General features: G+C 63.8%; 15 protein-coding genes. 1 reads left to right on the plus strand and 14 read right to left on the minus strand.

The annotated features are described in order from the left end of the window. Positions 1 to 165: 165 nt before the first annotated feature. The 12 genes from ISG32_RS07595 to ISG32_RS07650 form a co-directional block, all read right to left on the minus strand. A complete protein-coding gene (locus tag ISG32_RS07595) occupies positions 166 to 309 on the minus strand; it encodes a hypothetical protein (protein WP_194770380.1) in 144 nt (47 codons plus the stop codon). A gap of 200 nt (positions 310 to 509) precedes the next feature. Further along, positions 510 to 1,511 (minus strand): porin, encoded by a 1,002-nt coding sequence (locus tag ISG32_RS07600; protein WP_194770381.1) that lies wholly within the window; start codon positions 1,509 to 1,511, stop codon positions 510 to 512. Positions 1,512 to 1,769: 258 nt separating this feature from the next. Next, positions 1,770 to 3,470, minus strand: a complete 1,701-nt coding sequence (locus ISG32_RS07605) for an MFS transporter (RefSeq protein ID WP_194770382.1) — start codon at positions 3,468 to 3,470, stop codon at positions 1,770 to 1,772. Between the two features lie 559 nt (positions 3,471 to 4,029). Beyond that, a complete protein-coding gene (locus tag ISG32_RS07610; RefSeq protein ID WP_194770383.1) occupies positions 4,030 to 4,683 on the minus strand; it encodes a 2-hydroxychromene-2-carboxylate isomerase in 654 nt (217 codons plus the stop codon). After that, entirely contained in the window at positions 4,680 to 4,949 is a 270-nt protein-coding gene (locus ISG32_RS07615) for a DUF1289 domain-containing protein (RefSeq protein ID WP_194770384.1), read from the minus strand. The genes ISG32_RS07610 and ISG32_RS07615 overlap by 4 nt, the downstream gene beginning before the upstream one ends. Continuing rightward, positions 4,946 to 5,452, minus strand: a complete 507-nt coding sequence (locus ISG32_RS07620) for a YbaK/EbsC family protein (protein ID WP_194770385.1) — start codon at positions 5,450 to 5,452, stop codon at positions 4,946 to 4,948. Before ISG32_RS07620 ends, ISG32_RS07615 begins: the two co-directional genes overlap by 4 nt. A gap of 7 nt (positions 5,453 to 5,459) precedes the next feature. Continuing rightward, the gene (locus tag ISG32_RS07625; RefSeq protein ID WP_194770386.1) at positions 5,460 to 6,380 is read right to left on the minus strand and encodes a hydroxymethylglutaryl-CoA lyase; all 921 of its coding nucleotides are present in this window, start codon (positions 6,378 to 6,380) and stop codon (positions 5,460 to 5,462) included. Between the two features lie 71 nt (positions 6,381 to 6,451). Beyond that, positions 6,452 to 7,384 (minus strand): 2-hydroxyacid dehydrogenase, encoded by a 933-nt coding sequence (locus tag ISG32_RS07630; RefSeq protein WP_194770387.1) that lies wholly within the window; start codon positions 7,382 to 7,384, stop codon positions 6,452 to 6,454. A 627-nt stretch (positions 7,385 to 8,011) separates the two neighbouring features. Further along, a complete protein-coding gene (locus ISG32_RS07635) occupies positions 8,012 to 10,024 on the minus strand; it encodes an acetyl/propionyl/methylcrotonyl-CoA carboxylase subunit alpha (protein ID WP_194770388.1) in 2,013 nt (670 codons plus the stop codon). A gap of 2 nt (positions 10,025 to 10,026) precedes the next feature. Continuing rightward, positions 10,027 to 10,749, minus strand: a complete 723-nt coding sequence (locus ISG32_RS07640; protein WP_194770389.1) for a DUF4126 domain-containing protein — start codon at positions 10,747 to 10,749, stop codon at positions 10,027 to 10,029. Positions 10,750 to 10,779: 30 nt separating this feature from the next. Then, complete coding sequence (locus ISG32_RS07645) at positions 10,780 to 11,565, minus strand: enoyl-CoA hydratase/isomerase family protein (RefSeq protein WP_194770390.1); 786 nt, start codon at positions 11,563 to 11,565, stop codon at positions 10,780 to 10,782. Positions 11,566 to 11,587: 22 nt separating this feature from the next. After that, entirely contained in the window at positions 11,588 to 13,195 is a 1,608-nt protein-coding gene (locus ISG32_RS07650; RefSeq protein ID WP_194770391.1) for a carboxyl transferase domain-containing protein, read from the minus strand. An 89-nt stretch (positions 13,196 to 13,284) separates the two neighbouring features. Here ISG32_RS07650 and ISG32_RS07655 point away from each other — a divergent pair, with 89 nt between their 5' ends. Continuing rightward, entirely contained in the window at positions 13,285 to 15,018 is a 1,734-nt protein-coding gene (locus ISG32_RS07655; protein ID WP_194770392.1) for a Na+/H+ antiporter, read from the plus strand. 50 nt (positions 15,019 to 15,068) lie between these two features. Here ISG32_RS07655 and ISG32_RS07660 read toward each other — a convergent pair whose 3' ends face one another. Continuing rightward, positions 15,069 to 16,043 carry an alpha/beta hydrolase family protein gene (locus tag ISG32_RS07660; protein ID WP_194770393.1) on the minus strand — a complete coding sequence of 325 codons (975 nt, stop codon included), beginning with the start codon at positions 16,041 to 16,043 and terminating at the stop codon, positions 15,069 to 15,071. Positions 16,044 to 16,060: 17 nt separating this feature from the next. After that, a complete protein-coding gene (locus tag ISG32_RS07665; protein WP_194770394.1) occupies positions 16,061 to 17,788 on the minus strand; it encodes an AMP-binding protein in 1,728 nt (575 codons plus the stop codon). Positions 17,789 to 17,870: the final 82 nt, after the last annotated feature.

A 17,870-nucleotide genomic window follows, 5' to 3' on the forward strand; every position in this document is an offset into this window, starting at 1 on the left:
CAAAAAGCCCGCAAGCACAAGAACTTGCGGGCTTTTGAATTTGGGGGCTGCCCCTGCTGGACTGGAGACGGTTTGTTGTCTTGCGAATCCCACCAGGAATTTTGGCTCTGACTCCGATCCGCGCCTTGAAGGCTCTGCAGTGGGCTGGCCTGCCTGTTCACTGACTCACTTGCTCGCGGCCGGCTCGGGCGCGTGCGTGGCTTCGGTGCCGTGCTTCTCGCCGCTCATGTCGACCTGATCGCCCGCCTTGGAAATCACAAACAGTGCCACCGCCGCGAACACCACAAAACCCACAACCAGCTTCCACATAGCCTTATCTCCTGTCTCCCGCTCGATTCGAATGACCCGAATGGATTGGAATGAATGTATGAATTAATGATTGATCAAGAGCCGGCCGAGAAACAAAAAAGCCTCACGAAAAATCGTGAGGCCAGTTTCAATCAAACCTGACCCGGATGACATTGCATCAGGCCAGGATTGCAGGCAGCTTACGCCGCCCGTTCTTTTTATTAGAAATTGTGGCGAACGCCGACGGCGAAGGAGCTGAAGTCCTGACCAGCTGCACCGCTCATGTAGGAAGCGCCGTCCTTGTTGTCAACCTTCGTGTAGAAAGCGTAGACCTTGGTGCGCTTGCTCAGGTTGTAGTTGTAGCCCAGTGTGTACTGCAGAGCTTGCGACTCGGAGATGTTCTTCATCTTGCCAGCGCGGCCGACGTTCAGGTGGAACTCGCTTGCGCCCAGCAGGTAGGCACCCGACAGACGGTAAGCGGTACGCGAACCAGCGCCGTTCAGAGCCGTGACCTGGTCGAAGCCCCAGTTCTTGCTGCGCTGCACGTATGCGCCCACCAGGAACTGCGAACCGATCTTGTACAGACCACGGATGGCGTACTGGTCAGCGTTGTCGAACTTGGTGTAGCCAGCGCCCAGAGCCAGAGGACCGCCTTCGTAGTTGGCAGCCAGGTCATAGATGTTCTTGTTGCCGTACTTGCTGTTCTTTTCGTAGAGGCCTGTGCCGGCTTCGATGTTGAAACCGCCGAATGTAGGCGTCTTGTACGAAATGCCGTTGGAGTTCGTGGCCACGTCGTTCATCACGTAGGCGTAGAACGCGTCAGCGGATGTGCCGGTGTCGTGGTTGTGCATGCTGATGTAGTCAGCAGTGGCGAAGTACGAAGGAGCAGTCCAGCGACCCAGACGCAGTTCACCGAAGTTGCCCGACAGGTTCACTTCGCTTTGACGAGCGAAGAAACCACGGCCGTCGGAAGTGCCGGTGTCGGAGTTGAAACCGGATTCCAGCACGAAGCCAGCCTTCAGGCCGCCGCCCAGGTCTTCCACGCCGCGGAAGCCGATACGCGATGCGTTGTTCTGCATCACGGTGGCGCTCACGTCGCCAACCTTCTGACGCTCGACGGAAGTGTTCACACGACCGTAGATGGTGACGCTGCTTTGTGCGAAAGCGGCGGAAGTGCTCAGCAGAGCCAGGGATGCGAGCAACAGACGGCTGGAGGTTTGCATGTTTGTTCCTTGAAGGTGGCGATCACCGTGGTGTGACCAATATGTAATTCGTTGAAAACGTTTGCTACAAATTGGGTTCCAAAGACTCGGCACCCAGATTGTGTAAAAACGTTATTCAGTGCGCTGATTCTAGAGACAACTACTTGTCTAACATACCAAAAAGTCATTTATGAGACTTCAAATGATGTATTGCCGCCACACTTTGCAATGTGGCGGCAATTGTCAACTGTTACCTCTTGGCGGAATCCCGCCAGAAAGTCAGTCGTTGGCGTAGATGTCCACGTCCTTTGTTTCGCGGATGAACAGCGTGCCGATCACGAAGGTCATGCCTGCGATCACGATCGGATACCAGAGGCCGTTGTACATGTTGCCGGTGGACGCCACGATGGCGAACGCGGTGGTGGGCAGCAGACCGCCGAACCAGCCATTGCCGATGTGATAGGGCAGCGACATGGAGGTGTAGCGGATGCGGGTCGGGAACATTTCCACCAGCATGGCGGCGATCGGGCCGTAGACCATGGTCACCAGCAGCACCAGATAGGTCAGGATGGCCAGCATCAGCGGCTTGTTCATCTTCGCGGGATCGGCCTTGGTCGGGTAGCCGGACAGCTTCAGATCCTCGGCCACTTCCTTCTTGAAGGCGGCGATGGCCTTGACGGTGTTCTCGTCAAACTTGTGGTTGACCACGGTGCCTTCCGGCGCGTTGACCGTCTTGTCGCCGATCTTCACCACAGCGGGCGAACCTGCAGGGCCTGCGACGTTCTCGTAGCTGACGGAGCTGGCCACCAGGAAGCGCTTGGCGATGTCGCAAGAGCTCTTGAAATCGATTTCGCGAGCGACTGGGTTGCCTTGGAACGAGCAAGTCTTGGGGTCAGCGGTCACGGTGATGCCAGCGGTTGCCTGAGCATGCGCCAGATCGGGGTTGGCAGCGCCAGTCAGCGCCTTGAACACCGGGAAGTAGGTCAGCACGGCCAGCAGGCAGCCGATCATGATGATGGGCTTGCGGCCGATCTTGTCGGAGAGCGTACCGAAGATCACGAAGAACGGCGTGCCGATCAGCAGAGCGGCGGCGATCATCAGGTTGGCGGTGATCGCATCGACCTTGAGCTGTTGCGTCAGGAAGAACAGCGAATAGAACTGGCCCGTGTACCAGACCACGGCCTGACCGGCGGTGAGGCCGAACAGCGCCAGAATCACGATCTTCAGGTTCTTCCATTCACCGAAGGATTCCTTCAGCGGAGCCTTCGACGTCTTGCCTTCGGCCTTCATGCGTTGGAACGCAGGCGATTCGGACAGCGACAGACGGATCCACACCGAGATGCCCAGCAGCAGGATGGAGACCATGAACGGAATGCGCCAGCCCCAGTCGTTGAAGGCTTCTTCGCCCATGGCGGTACGCGTGCCCAGAATCACCAGCAGCGACAGGAACAGGCCCAGCGTGGCGGTGGTCTGAATCCACGAGGTGTAGGCACCGCGAGCGCCGTGAGGAGCGTGCTCCGCCACATAGGTGGCCGCACCGCCGTACTCACCGCCCAGCGCCAGACCCTGCAGCATGCGCAGCGCCACCAGGATGATCGGAGCCGCCACGCCGATGCTGGCGTAGGTGGGCAGGATACCGACGATGAACGTCGAGATGCCCATGATCAGGATGGTCACCAGGAAGGTGTACTTGCGGCCGATCATGTCGCCCAGACGGCCGAACACGATGGCGCCGAATGGTCGCACCAGGAAGCCGGCCGCGAACGCCAGCAGCGCGAAGATGAACGCGGAGCCCGCATCCAAGCCGCTGAAGAACTGCTTGGCGATGATGGCCGCCAGCGAACCGTACAGATAGAAGTCGTACCACTCAAAAACGGTGCCCAGCGAAGAGGCGAAGATGACCTTCTTCTCTTCACCGGACATGGGCCGTGGCGCGGCCACGGTGCCGGAACCCGGCCGGGTCGGTGCACTGCTGCTCATATTTGCTGTCTCCTGTCGTTGGAAAATTGAAATCGAACCCTCTGCTCGTTTGGCAGGTGAGCGCAATATCTCTTCGCCATCTTTCCAAAAACTGACAGCGCGAACCGCCTTCGAATCGTCCCCGAATCGCGGTGCTTACGACGATCTGACAAACCCGGTAGCAACCCTTGGCTGACATTTCTTCATTTGAAATTTGAGCGCTTTTGTCACGAAAAAATCAGTTGGAAATGGAATTTCGAGACTGTTTTGAACCACCAGACGCAGGGGAAATCCCTCGCTAGGACAAACCCGCGCTTCGTCTTGGCGCCGACAAATTCGGGCTCCAAGAAATGAGCCAGGGCGGCCGGCTCACATTGAAATTGCCAGCGGTGTCGCGGGAAATACGAGTCTGAAGACAAGAGCAGACGCCTGCCCTCAGGGCGCGGCGTGCCGATGCCATGTGCGCCATGCACGCCATATGCGCCAAGGGTTGGGTTTCATTCAATCAACCGTGGGGGAGCCCAACCATCTCCGATCAGCCCCTAGCGTGCATCTGGATGCAAGGCTTCAACGGACGCGTTCAACTCAGGCCGGATTGCACCTTGCGCACACCATCCCACGCCCCGCTGTCAAACCACGCGTCCCCGTCAAGATACGCGCGCAGCATCAGCAGGCTGTCCTGACCCCAGAACAGCTTGCCGTCGACCTCGAACATCGGCACGCCGAACACGCCGAGCGCGTTGGCCTCTTCGGTGTTGGCGCGCAGAAACGCCTTGGCCTGGTCGTCGGAATCGGGGCGGATCTGCTTGGTGAGCAGGGTCTTCAATTCGGCGATGCGCGCGGGGTCACTGGCGTCGAGGCCGCCGAGCCAGACATGGCGGAAGATTGCATCGGCCGTGAAGCGGTTGATGCAGCCATCGTCACTGCACGACAGCGCGAGGCGCAGCAGCGGCAGGGGATTGAATGGATGCTGCGCGGGCATCTGCAGGCCACAGCCTTGCGCGTGGCCGAGCCAGGTGGCGTGGCGGTAGGTCCATTCGCGCTTGGGTGCGATGCCGGCCGGGCCGGGATTGCCATGCTGCTTGAGCAGCGCGCCGAGCAGCACCGGCTTGTAGCGCATCTGGTAGTTCAGGCCCTCGAGCGTGCGCGGGGCCTGATCGAACGCAAGCCATGCGTAGGGCGAGACGAAGTCCAGCCAGCAGGTGATGCGCTTTGTCTCCGTCGTCGTGCTCATGCGATGGCCTTCGGTTGTTCAATTCCCGCGCGTGCCAGCGCGGCGAACCAGATGGTGCGGCGTGTGGCCGCGTCGGCCTTGGACCATTGGCGGATTTCGTCGATGGTGCGAAAGCATCCCTGGCAGTGGCTGCGGTCGGCGGTCATGCGACAGACGTTCACGCAAGGCGAATCGACGACGCCGTCATAGGCCCCGGAGAAATGCCCGATGGCCGCGACGTCCTGCGCGCGCGCCTCGAGCAAGAGGTTGTCCACGATATCGTTCATGCCTGCGACTCCACCTTCACCACATCCGCGACCGGTGCGCCGGTCAGCTTTTCGAGATCCGCCGGTGCCAGTTGGAACACGCCGTTCGGATGCCCCGCCGCCGCCCAGATCACGTCAAAGCGGAACAGTTCGCGATCAATGAGCGTGACCGGTTTGTTCGCATGCGCGACGGGCGACACGCCACCGATGGTGAAGCCGGTCGCGGCCTTCACGAAATCGGCGTCGGCGCGACCTGTCTTGCCGACGATGGCGTCGACCTTTTTTTCATCGACACGGCGGTCGCCCGATGTGATCACCAGCACCGCGACGTCGTCGCTCTTGCGGCGAAAGATGATGCTCTTGGCGATCTGGCCGACGGTGATGCCCAGCGCGTCGGCCGCTTCCTGCGCGGTGCGCGCGGAGTTGTCGAGCATGACGGGCGCATGTGCATGGCCCTTGGACTGCAGCACCTCGGCCACGCGGCGCACGCCGTCGGGCAGCGGTTGGAGTTCGGATCCGCACATGACGCGATCAGCCCGCACGCTTGTTGAGGATGGCGGTCGCCACGCGCGAGTTCGGCTTGCGGCCGAGGAAATCGCTGATGAACTTGCCCGCATCGACCAGCTTGTCGAGATCGATGCCGGTATCGATGCCCATGCCCTGCAGCAGATAGACGACGTCCTCGGTCGAGACGTTGCCTGTCGCGCCCTTGGCGTAGGGGCAACCGCCCAGCCCCGCGACGGACGACTGGTAGTTCCACACGCCCATCTCGAGCGCGGCCAGCGTGTTGGAGAGCGCCTGTCCGTATGTGTCGTGGAAATGGCCGGACACCGCATCGATGTCGAAATGCTGGAGCGTGGCCTCGATGGCGGCCTGCACCTTGCGCGGCGTGCCCACGCCGATGGTGTCGGCCACGTCGACGCGCTGCACGCCGATGTTCTTCATCAGGCGCGCGAGTTCGCCGACCTTGGCGGGCGCGATCTCGCCTTCATAGGGGCAACCCACGGTGCAGCTCATCGCGCCGCGCACCTTGATGCCGGCCGCGAGCGCCGCCTCGACCACGGGCGCAAAGCGCTCGATGCTCTCGGCGATGGAGCAGTTGATGTTCTTCTGGCTGAAGGCCTCGCTCGCCGCGCCGAACACGACGATCTCGTCGGGCTTGGACGCGACGGACGATTCAAAGCCCTTCATGTTGGGCGTGAGCACCGAATACAGCACGCCGGGCTGGCGCCGGATGCCGGCCATCACCTCGACGTTGTCGCCCATCTGCGGCACCCACTTGGGGCTCACGTAGCTGGTGACCTCGATTTCCTTGACGCCAGCGTCCTGCAGGCGGTGCACGAGCTCGATCTTGACCTCGGCGGGCACGGGCGTCTTTTCGTTCTGCAGGCCGTCGCGTGGGCCCACGTCGATGAGTTTCACGCGGCTGGGGATGAGGGAGGACAGTGCCATGATGTGGGTTCCTTTTTGCTTTCTCTATCTCGTGTGTTCAGTGTTCGTCGTGCGGGGCGAAGCGTTCCCGCTCAGTAGCCGCGCGACAGATCGACCAGACCGGCCACCGCGTCGCCACGGTCAAAGGCCATGATCTTGCGCGCGATCTGCGCGACGCTTTCCTCGCGCATGGTATTGGCCGAAGAATGGGGCGTGATGGTGATTTTCGGATGGTTCCAGAACGGATGCCCAGCGGGCAGCGGTTCGGTGCGGAACACATCGAGCGCCGCGCCCGCCACATGGCCGCTGGCGATCTGCGCGAGCAAGTCCTCCTCGACCAGATGCGCACCGCGCGCCACGTTGATCACATAGGCACCCGGTTGCAGTTGCGACAGGGTGTCGTTGTTGATGATGTCTGTGGTGTCGGGCGTGAGCGGCAACAGATTGACAAGCACGCGCGTGGCCGCCAGAAAGTCCCGGAAACCCGGGCCTTTGACATCGCCGCTGAACGTGCGCACGCCGTCGATCTGCTTGGGCGTGCGGCTCCAGCCATTGACCGGAAAATCAAACTGCGTCACGGTGCGCGCCACGCGTTCGCCGAGCACGCCGAGACCCATCACGCCGACCGGAAAGTCGGTGCGCAACTGGGTGCGGCTCATCTTCCATTCGCCCGCCTGCTGTTGCGCGGCGTAGCGGTCCAGTTCCCGGAAATGGCGGATCAGCGCATGGCTCACGTACTCTGCCATCTGCACCGCCATGCCGCCATCGTCAATGCGGATCAGAGGCAGGCTGCTTGGCCAATTCAGCTTGAGCAGCGCGTCCACGCCGGCACCCAGGTTGAAGAAGCCCTTGAGGCCTGGCTTTTGCTCGTCCAGAAGTTGCTGGGGGGGTTGCCAGGCGATGGCGTAGTCGGCCTGAGGGGCGCCGGGTTGCCACTCGGTGATGTCAGCCTGCGGCAGGGCTGCGCGCAGGTCTTTGAGCCACTGGTCAGTGGGGGAATTCTTGAAGTAGAACGTGATCCGCATGGCTTGAAGGTTAACGGCTTTTCTTTGGTTTTTTCGCTTTGACCTACGGTGGTGTTTTGGTGGAGGGGTTTTTCGTGGATTTGTGTCGTCGTTGCTCACGGAGGCCGGGACTGCCCCCGGCGGGGCAGTAACTTTTTGGTCTTGCCCAAAAAGTCACCAAAAATGCGCTTCTCAATTCGGGGGCACGCGGCAGAACTCACTGCGCGACTGCGTCGCTCCGTTCGGGCAACCGCCGCGAGTCAGTGTTTAACCAAGAGGTGTGTTCGGCACGTCGCTGCGCTCGTGCCGGGGTATTTGTGAAGCTGGGTTGGGCAACCTATGCTCGCTGCTCTTTTGAACGACGTTGATCCCACGAGTAAATCAAAAATCGCACAGCGCTGGCGCAACCGCATCTCGCGAAGTCGCGAGATGCCCGGCACGAGCGCAGCGACGTGCCGAGCACACCTCTTATGAAACATCTAGCTCGCGGCGGTTGCCCGAGCGGAGCGCGCAGCGCAAAGCGAGTTCTGCCGCGGGTATTGAAAGCGCGTTTTGGGTTACCTTTTGCGCGCAAGCAAAAGGTGACTCCGCCGCCGGGCGGAACTCCCGGCCTCTGTCCTCAAACCCAAAGCAAGAACAAAAAATACCTCAAGCCACCTGCAGCTTGAGCAACTCAGCCCCTTCAGTGACCTGATCCCCAGGCGCATAATGCAACTCAGCCACCACACCATCCGCCGGAGCAGCGATGGTGTGCTCCATCTTCATCGCCTCCATCACCGCCAAAGCCTGTCCCTTGGCAACCTTGTCCCCTGCCTTCACGGCAAAGGAGACGACCTTGCCAGGCATAGGCGCTGTAAGACGACCGCCTTCGGAATGCGCGTCACCAGCGTGGGCGAGTGGGTCCACCACGTCGATGCGGGTGGCGCCTGCAGGCGTGAAGACATGCGCGGTGTCACCCTGCATGTAGACACGCGAGCGGGCCCGCTTGTCGCCGAGTTGCAGGTTGAGCACGCCGTCCTCGCGGCGCTCGAATCGCAGAGGTGCAGTAGCCAGTTGCTGCTCGCCATCACGTATGTCGAGCACATACTGACCTTCCGCAAGATAGGACAGCGATGCCGTCACGGGGCGGCCCACGTAGTCGAAATCGAAGGGGCGCTGCAGCACGCCAAGCGAGCGCCAGCCGTCGCGGTGGCTGAAGGGGTCGGCGGTCTGTGCACTGGCTTCGTTCAGCAGCACGTTGGCGACGACGGCCGCCACGGCCAGCGGGATGCCGACGGTTTCCTGCTTGAACAGCACGGCTTCTTCGCGCGGGATGAGGGCGGTGTCGAGGTTGGCGTTGGCAAACGAGGGGCTGCGCGCGACGAGGCGCAGGAACTGCACGTTGGTGTTGAGCCCAACGATGTGGGTCTGCGCGAGCGCTCCGTCAAGGCGCGCGAGGGCCTGCTCGCGGGTATCGCCGTGGACGATGAGCTTGGCGATCATCGAGTCGTAGAAAGGACTGATCGCGTCGCCTTCGCGCACGCCGTCGTCGATGCGCACATCGCCGCGCGTGAAGCTCACGCAGTGCGGCTTGCGGTAGACATTCAGCGAGCCGGTCGCGGGCAGAAAATTGTTGTCGGGATTCTCCGCGCAGATGCGTGCCTCGATGGCGTGGCCGATGATCTTGAGTTCGCTCTGCTGCTTGGGCAGGGGCTCGCCGCTGGCCACGCGCAGTTGCCACTCAACGAGGTCTTCGCCGGTGATGGCTTCGGTGACTGGATGCTCCACCTGCAGGCGGGTGTTCATCTCCATGAAGAAGAAGTTCATCTCGCCGCCTTCGCGCTGCTCGACGATGAATTCCACCGTCCCCGCGCCGACGTAATTCACCGCGCGCGCGGCCGCCACGGCGGCTTCGCCCATCTGCTTGCGCATCGCTTCGGTCATGCCGGGCGCGGGCGCTTCTTCGAGCACCTTCTGGTGGCGCCGCTGCACCGAGCAGTCACGCTCGAACAGATAGACGCAGTTGCCGTGCGTGTCACCAAACACCTGAATTTCGATGTGACGCGGGCGCTGCACGTACTTCTCGATCAGCACCGCATCGTCGCCGAAGCTGTTGATGGCTTCGCGCTTGCACGATGCGAGCGCGTCGGCAAAGCCGGCGGCGGAATCAACCGCGCGCATGCCCTTGCCACCGCCGCCCGCGCTGGCCTTGATGAGCACCGGATAGCCGATGCGGTCGGCCTCGCGCTGCAGCAGCGCCGGGTCCTGATCGGCTCCGTGGTAGCCGGGCACCAGCGGCACGCCGGCCTTTTCCATGAGCTGCTTGGATTCAGCTTTCAAGCCCATCGCCTGGATGGCGGAAGGCGGCGGGCCGATGAAGACCAGCCCCGCCTTGGCGCAGGCCTGTGCGAACTCCTCGTTTTCCGACAGGAAGCCGTAGCCCGGGTGCACGGCCTGTGCGCCCGTGGCCTTGGCGGCTTCAATGATGCGCTCCCAGCGCAGATAGCTGTCCTTGGGCGCGCTGCCGCCGATGTGCACGGACTCGTCGCACGAGGCCACATGCTTGGCGTTGGCGTCGGCGTCGGAATAGACGGCCACGGTCTTCACGCCCATGCGGCGTGCGGTGGCGGCCACGCGGCAAGCGATCTCGCCTCGGTTAGCAATCAGGATCTTGTTGAACATACTCAAACCACCTTCCTCTCGGAATCGGAAAACGAACCAGACAAGCGACGCCACACGGCGCGCAGAAATTTGAACAGCACGACGAGCACGATCACCGACAGGATGATCGCGATCACCAGTGCGACGGCAAAAGCCACCGGGTACTGCGTGGCGAGCCACACGGTGCCGACGACGAGACCATCCTCAAGAAACGACAGCCCCCAGTTGGAAAACGGCTCGGGCGAGGTGTTGGCCGCCGCGCGCGTGGTCATCTTGGTGGCAAGCGACGTGGCCGACAGCGTGCCGCCGAGCAGCCCCGCCGCCACCGCCATCGATGCGTTGTCGGCACCGAAAACGCCCGCCGCCAGCGCCGCGCCCGCAGGCACGCGGATGAAGGCGTTGATCGAATCCCACAGGCTGTCGAACCACGGAATCTTGTCGGCGAAGAACTCCACGAGCAGCATGAAGCCGCTCACCGCCAGCACCACCGGGTTCTGCAGCACGGACAGCCCCGCAGGCAGCGGAAACCAGCCGGCCGCACCCATCGCGCCCACCAGAAAAACGACGGCATAGAGACGGAACCCGCTGGCCCAGCCCAGCGCTGCGGCAAGCGCCATCATGCTGGTCATGTCGAGCTTTTCGGTCACGTGTTTGGCCCCTTCGGCCACCTCGCGCACCGTGTTGCCGTCCATGTGCAGGCCGACCGAATGCAGCCATTGCACGATCTGCAGCCAGATTGCGTCCATAGAGTTGCGGGTCCTCGGTGAAACGCCGGATCAGCCCGGCAGCCACGAAGGCTTGCGCTTGGCCAGGAACGACTGCACGCCCTCTCGGCCCTCTTCGCTCGCGCGGATGTCGGCAATGCCTTCCACCGTCTGGGCGATGAGCGCCGCGTTGATCTCGCGCTCGGCCACGTCCTGCACCAGCTTCTTGGCGGCGCGCACGGCGTTCGGGCTTGCGGAGAGCAGGTTCTTGAGGATGCCGTCCACCTTCACGTCCAGATCATCCACATGCACCACCTCATGCACGAAGCCGATGCGCAGCGCCTCGGCCGCGTTGAAGCGCTCGGCCGTCAGAAAGTAGCGGTGCGCGGCGCGGGCGCCCATCGCGCGGATCACGTACGGGCTGATGGTCGCGGGGATCAGGCCGATCTTGGTCTCGCTCAGGCAGTAGTTCACGTGGTCGGCGGACACCGCGATGTCGCAGCACGCCACCAGCCCCACGCCTCCCGCATACACGTCGCCCTGAACGCGCGCGATGGTGGGCTTGGGGCATTCGTAGATCACGCGCAGCATCTCGGCGAGCAGGCCCGCGTCCTGGATGTTTTCCTCGCGTGTGTAGTCCGCCATGCGGCGCATCCAGTTGAGATTCGCGCCCGCGCAGAAGGCCGGTCCCTCGGCCGCGAGCACGATGGCGCGCACGTCGGGGCGATCCCCTGCGGTGCGAAAGGCTGCGGTGATCTCGGCGATCACCTCGTCGCTGAAGGCATTGCGGATTTCCGGCTGGGTGAGCGTGATCGTCGCGACCGCGCCTTCGACCGTCAGAGTCAGTGCTTGGCTCATATGTTTGTCTCCGGTGAATCCATTACATGCGGAACACACCGAACTTGGTGTCTTCGATCGGTGCATTGCGCGTGGCCGCCAGACCCAGCGCCAGCACGCGACGCGTATCGGCGGGGTCGATCACGCCGTCGTCCCACAGGCGCGCGGTGGCGTAGTAGGGGTGGCCCTGCTCCTCGTACTGCTTGCGGATCGGCGACTTGAAGGCCTCTTCCTCGTCGGCCGTCCACTGGCCGCCCTTGCCTTCGATGCCGTCACGCTTGACGGTCGCGAGCACGCTCGCGGCCTGCTCTCCGCCCATCACGCTGATGCGTGCGTTCGGCCACATCCAGAGGAAGCGCGGCGAATATGCGCGACCGCACATGCCGTAGTTGCCCGCGCCGAAGCTGCCGCCGATGATGATCGTGAACTTGGGAACGCCCGCCGTCGCCACCGCCGTCACCAGCTTGGCGCCGTGGCGCGCGATGCCTTCGTTCTCGTACTTGCGGCCCACCATGAAGCCGGTGATGTTCTGCAGAAACACCAGCGGAATCTTGCGCTGGCAGCACAGTTCGATGAAGTGCGCGCCCTTCACCGCCGACTCGCTGAACAGAATGCCGTTGTTGGCGATGATGCCGACCTGCATGCCCTCGATGCGCGCAAAGCCGCAGACCAGCGTGCTGCCGAAGCGCGCCTTGAACTCGTCAAACTCGCTGCCGTCCACCACGCGGGCGATGATCTCGCGCACGTCGAACGGCTTGCGCGTGTCCACCGGAATCACGCCGTAGAGTTCCTTGGCCTCGAACAGCGGCGCGCGCGGCGCGTGGTCGCCCGCGTTGGGCTCCTTGTTCTTGTTGAGGTTGCCCGCGATCTGGCGGGCCAGCGCCAGCGCATGCAGATCGTTCTCGGCCAGGTGATCGGCAACGCCCGACAGGCGCGTGTGCACGTCGCCGCCGCCGAGGTCCTCGGCGCTCACCACTTCGCCGGTCGCGGCCTTCACCAAGGGAGGGCCACCGAGGAAAATCGTGCCCTGGTTCTTCACGATGATGGACTCATCGCTCATCGCGGGCACATACGCGCCGCCCGCCGTGCACGAGCCCATGACCACGGCGATCTGCGAGATGCCCTGGGCGCTCATGTTGGCCTGATTGAAGAAGATGCGGCCGAAGTGCTCGCGGTCGGGAAACACGTCGTCCTGATTGGGCAGGTTGGCGCCGCCCGAGTCGACGAGATAGACGCAGGGCAGGCGGTTCTGCTGCGCCACTTCCTGCGCGCGCAGGTGCTTCTTCACCGTCATCGGGTAGTAGGTTCCGCCCTTCACCGTCGCGTCGTTGCAGACGATCATGCAGTCCACGCCGTTGACGCGGCCGATGCCGGTGATCACGCCCGCGCCGGGCGCGTCGTTGTTGTACATGTTGAGCGCCGCCAGCGGCGAGAGCTCCAGGAACGGCGTGCCCGGATCGAGCAGGCGCTGCACGCGCTCGCGTGGCAGCAGCTTGCCGCGCGCCACGTGCTTGGCGCGTGCGGCCTCGCCGCCGCCCTGCGCGACCCGCTCGGTCTGCGCGCGCAGATCGTCGACCACGGCCTGCATGGCCTGCGCGTTGGACTGGAAGTCCGCCGACCGCGCATTGAGTTGCGTTCCAAGAATGCTCATCGTTCAGTTCTCCACTTTTCCCTATTCGGGCACTCGGTTTTTTTCAATATCTGACAGAAGCGACGGCGCATATGGGTCGAAAATGCCATATGCACACCGTCGAAACCGTCCTGCTTGTCCTGATGCTTGGCGCGCTGACGGGCATTGTTGCCCGCTACATCCGCGCCATTCCGCTTCCACTGATTCAAATCGCGCTCGGCGCCGCCATCGCCTGGCCACAGAGCGGCCTGCACATCGCTTTCGACCCCGAACTGTTCATGCTGCTGTTCATTCCGCCGCTGCTGTTCGCCGACGGCTGGCGCATTCCCAAGCGCGAGTTCTTCGCGCTCGCGCGCCCCATCCTGCTGCTCGCGCTCGGTCTCGTGGTGTTCACGGTATTCGGTCTGGGCTATCTCATCAACTGGATGATTCCCGAGATTCCGCTGCCCGTCGCGTTCGCGCTGGCCGCCGTGATCTCGCCGACCGACGCGGTGGCCGTCTCGGCCATCACCCGCAATCTGGGCATGCCCGACAAGACCATGCACATCCTCGAAGGCGAGTCGCTGCTCAACGACGCGTCGGGTCTGGTGGCACTCAAGTTCGCCGTCGCGGCCACGCTGACCGGCACGCTGTCCTGGGGCGCGGTCGCACGCGACTTCATCTGGATGGCGGTCGGTGGCCTGGCCGTCGGCGCGCTGCTCGGCTGGGGCTTCAGCTACGCGCGCAGCACCATCACCCGGCGGCTGGGCGACGTGGCGGCCACGCAGATGGTGCTGCTGCTGGTGCTGCTGCCATTCGCCGCCTACATCGTGGGCGAAAAGATCGGCGTGTCGGGCATTCTCGCGGCTGTGGCGGCGGGCATCGCCACCAACTTCGGCGACCTCGACCGCAGCAGCTACGTGAGCGAGCGCCTGCAAACTGAAGGCACCTGGAGCCTGGTCGAAGCCGCGTTCAACGGTGCCATCTTCCTGCTGCTGGGCCTGCAGTTGCCGTCCATCATCGGCGTGCCGCTGCACGAGGCCGGTCATGAATGGTGGATTCTGGTGGGCTACGTCGTCGCCATCTCGAGCGGTCTGCTGCTGCTGCGCTGGATCTGGATCACGCTGGGCGTGCACGGCGCGCTGCGCCGCGCGCACCACTCGGGCAAGATGGCGGAGCGCCCATCGGCGCTGCTCAATCTGGCCACCACCTTCGCGGGCATCCGTGGCGCGGTGACGCTGGCCGGTGCCCTTTCCGTGCCCATGCTGCTGAACAACGGCGAGCCCTTCCCCGCGCGCGGCATGCTGATCTTTCTGGCGACCGGCACCATTCTGTTCACGCTGGTCATGGGCAGCGTGATGCTGCCCATCATCCTCAGACGCCTGCCCCCTCCGGGCGAGCCGCCCACCGTGCGCGAGGAACGTCTGGCGCGCGAGGCCGGCTGCATTGCAGCGATCTCCGAGCTCACGCTCACCGAAGAAGACGTCGAGCAGCATTCGCCCGAGTGGGTGGCGATGCATCAGGAGGTCGTGGGCCGGCTGAGCCAGGAATACCGCAACCGCCTGCAACTGCTCGACGACGGCAGCGGCGTCGCCACGACCCTCGAGAGCTCGCGCGAGGCACCCGAGATCGTGCAGCAGCGCAAACACCGCTACGTGCTCGAGATCGAGACGCGCCTCAAGTGCATCCGTGCCGAGCGCGACGCGGTCTACGCCGAGCGCCACAAGCACCGCATCAACGACGAGACGCTGCGCAACATCGTCAGCGAACTCGATCTGCAGGAAGTCTCGATGCGCAAGCGGCTCATCGCCGCGCGCCGCGCCGCGGGTCTGGACAAGTCCAAGGGAGCGCACGGCGGCCATTGACCGACGAGGGCGCAAGCCGGGGTCGCGTCCGGGTGACGCGGGCGGTGTGCTCATCGCGCCGCCTCTTCCGAGCTCTGCGCCGAGGCGGGCGACGATGCCGGCAAGGCGGCGGGAACCACAGCGGGCTCGATGCGGACGGCCAGCGGCAGCGGGAAGCCCACCTCATCAAGGAACTGAGACACCAGAGGCTCCCACTGCCTGATGCCCGCGCGGAACAGCTCGTGCCCGTCGTTGCCGAACGCGGGCAGCTGCGTGAACTGAGCGCGGCCCCCGCCCCGCTCGAAGGCGGCGTGCCACTTCACCGGCCAATCAGCGCCGAAATACTGGTCGTTGCCTGCGTAGATCCACAGCATCGGCAACTGCGACTGGCTGCCGTAGTGCTGAAACGTCTTCGCCATCTGCTCGGGATCGCAGGGTTTTCCGGTGTGCGTGCGCGGATTGCCCCCCGCGCCGCCCGCAAAGCTGATGACCGCCTGCACGCCCTCGGGCTTCTGCGCCGCCGCGGCCACCGAGGCCGCACCGCCGAACGACTGGCCGACGATCACCGCGCGATCGGGCAGCGCATCGCTGCGCTTTGAGCGCACGGCCGCGAGCACCGCGTTGATCTGGGAGGCTGCGGCGTTCATCGCAGGCGCGAAGCGCTTTGCCTTGCACGGGCCGCTGTCCTCCGCATCGCTCTCGAACGTCGGGCCGTAGCCAAGCCGCGTCGGCACCGCCACCAGAAAGCCCCGGCTCACGAAATAGCGCGCCTGCTTGGCAAAGCGCGCGCGGTGCAGTTCCTTGCGGCCCTCTGCCTGCGGAGAGCGGCCGTGGTTGAGCACCAGCACCGGCGCGGGCACCGGGTTGGCGGGGTCGGAATACACCGTCACCGCGATCTGCCCCTTGACCTGCTTTCCCTGCGGACTGGTCGCCGTCACCGGCACCTGCAGCACGCGCTCCTGCATGCCGGCCCATGCGGGCGCGCTTGCCAGCAGGGCAACGGCCACGGGCAACGGAGCGAGACGGGCGCGAAGGTGAGCGGTCATGTCGAGGTCTCCGGGAATCAGGCCGATCTGGCGTCCTCAAGACCCAGCTCGTCCTTCATCTGGTCGCGGATGCGGAACTTCTGGATCTTGCCGGTCACCGTCATCGGGAACGATGTCACGAAGCGAATGTAGCGCGGCACCTTGTAGTGCGCGATCTGGCCCTTGCAGAATTCGCGGATTTCCTCCTCGACCAGCTTCTCGCCGGGCTTGGTGATGACCCAGGCGCACAGTTCCTCGCCATAGCGCTGGTCGGGCACACCGACCACCTGCACGTCCTGCACCTTGGGGTGGCGGTAGAGAAATTCCTCGACCTCGCGCGGATAGATGTTCTCGCCGCCACGGATCACCATGTCCTTGATGCGACCGACGATGTTCACGTAGCCCTCGTCGTCCATGGTCGCGAGGTCGCCGGTGTGCATGAAGCCCTCGGCATCGATGGCCTCGCGCGTTCTGTCCTCGTCGCCCCAGTAGCCGAGCATGACCGAGTAGCCCCGCGTGCACAGCTCGCCGCTCTGCCCCACGGGCAGCACCTCGCCCGTCTCGGGGTGGATGATCTTCATGTCGAGATGCGGCTGCACCTTGCCGACCGTGGAAACGCGCTTTTCGAGCGGCGTGTCGTTGTCGCTCTGGCAGCTCACCGGACTGGTTTCGGTCATGCCGTAGGCGATGGTGATCTCGGAGAGATTCATGTCCTTGACCACGCGCTTCATCACCTCGATGGGGCACGGCGATCCGGCCATGATGCCGGTGCGCAGCGTCGACAGATCGAACTCGGCGAAGCGCGGATGGTCGAGCTCGGCGATGAACATCGTCGGCACGCCGTGCAGGCCGGTGCAGCGCTCGGCCTGCACGGTCTCCAGCACCTTGAGCGGATCGAAACCATCGCCCGGATACACGATGGCCGCGCCATGTGTGACGCAGGCCAGATTGCCGAGCACCATGCCGAAGCAGTGATACAGCGGCACGGGAATGCACAGCCGGTCTTCAGACGTGAGCCGCATGCACTCGCCGATGAAGAAGCCGTTGTTCAGGATGTTGCGGTGGGTGAGCGTCGCCCCCTTGGGAAAGCCCGTCGTTCCGCTGGTGAACTGGATGTTGATCGCGTCGGTGTTGCGCAGCGTGGCCGCAATGGGGTCGATGCGCGCGTCGCTCGCCTCGCCGCGCGCGAGCAAGTCGGAAAAGCGCAGCATGCCGGGCTGCTCGTCGCCCACGCCCGCCTCGTCGATCCAGACCACGGTGCGCAGCGTCGGCAGACGCGCGGCCTTGAGCGCACCCGGCAGCGCGGTGGCCAGCTCGGGCGACAGCTCGCGCAGCATGCCCAGATAGTCGCTGGTCTTGAAGCTCGGCATCGTCACGATGGCCTTGCAGCCGACCTTGTTGATCGCGTACTCCACCTCGGCGGAGCGATACGCGGGATTGATGTTCACCAGCACCAGACCGACCTGTGCGGTCGCGAACTGCATCAGCACCCATTCGGCGTTGTTGTGCGACCAGATGCCGATGCGGTCGCCCTTCGCCAGCCCCAGGCCGAGCAGTGCGCTCGCGAGTCTGCGGACTTCGGCATGCAGTTGGGAATAGGTGTAGCGCCTGGCCTGATGGGCGCTGATCAGCGCATCGCGCCCGGGGTGGCGGGCGGCCATGTCACGGAAGAAGTCACCGAGCGTCTGCTCGATCAGTGGCTGCCCGGTCGCGCCGGAGGCCTGGCTCAGAACGAAGCGACCGGCGGTCGTGGACTGCGAAATCATGTGTGCTTGTCTCCTGCAGGGTGGGCGCGGCCGGCCCACGACATTTGTCGCACAGCATACGCCGGACGGGTGACAATGTGGA

It is taken from the genome of Diaphorobacter caeni (assembly GCF_015354245.1).
GTDB lineage: Bacteria > Pseudomonadota > Gammaproteobacteria > Burkholderiales > Burkholderiaceae_C > Diaphorobacter_A > Diaphorobacter_A caeni.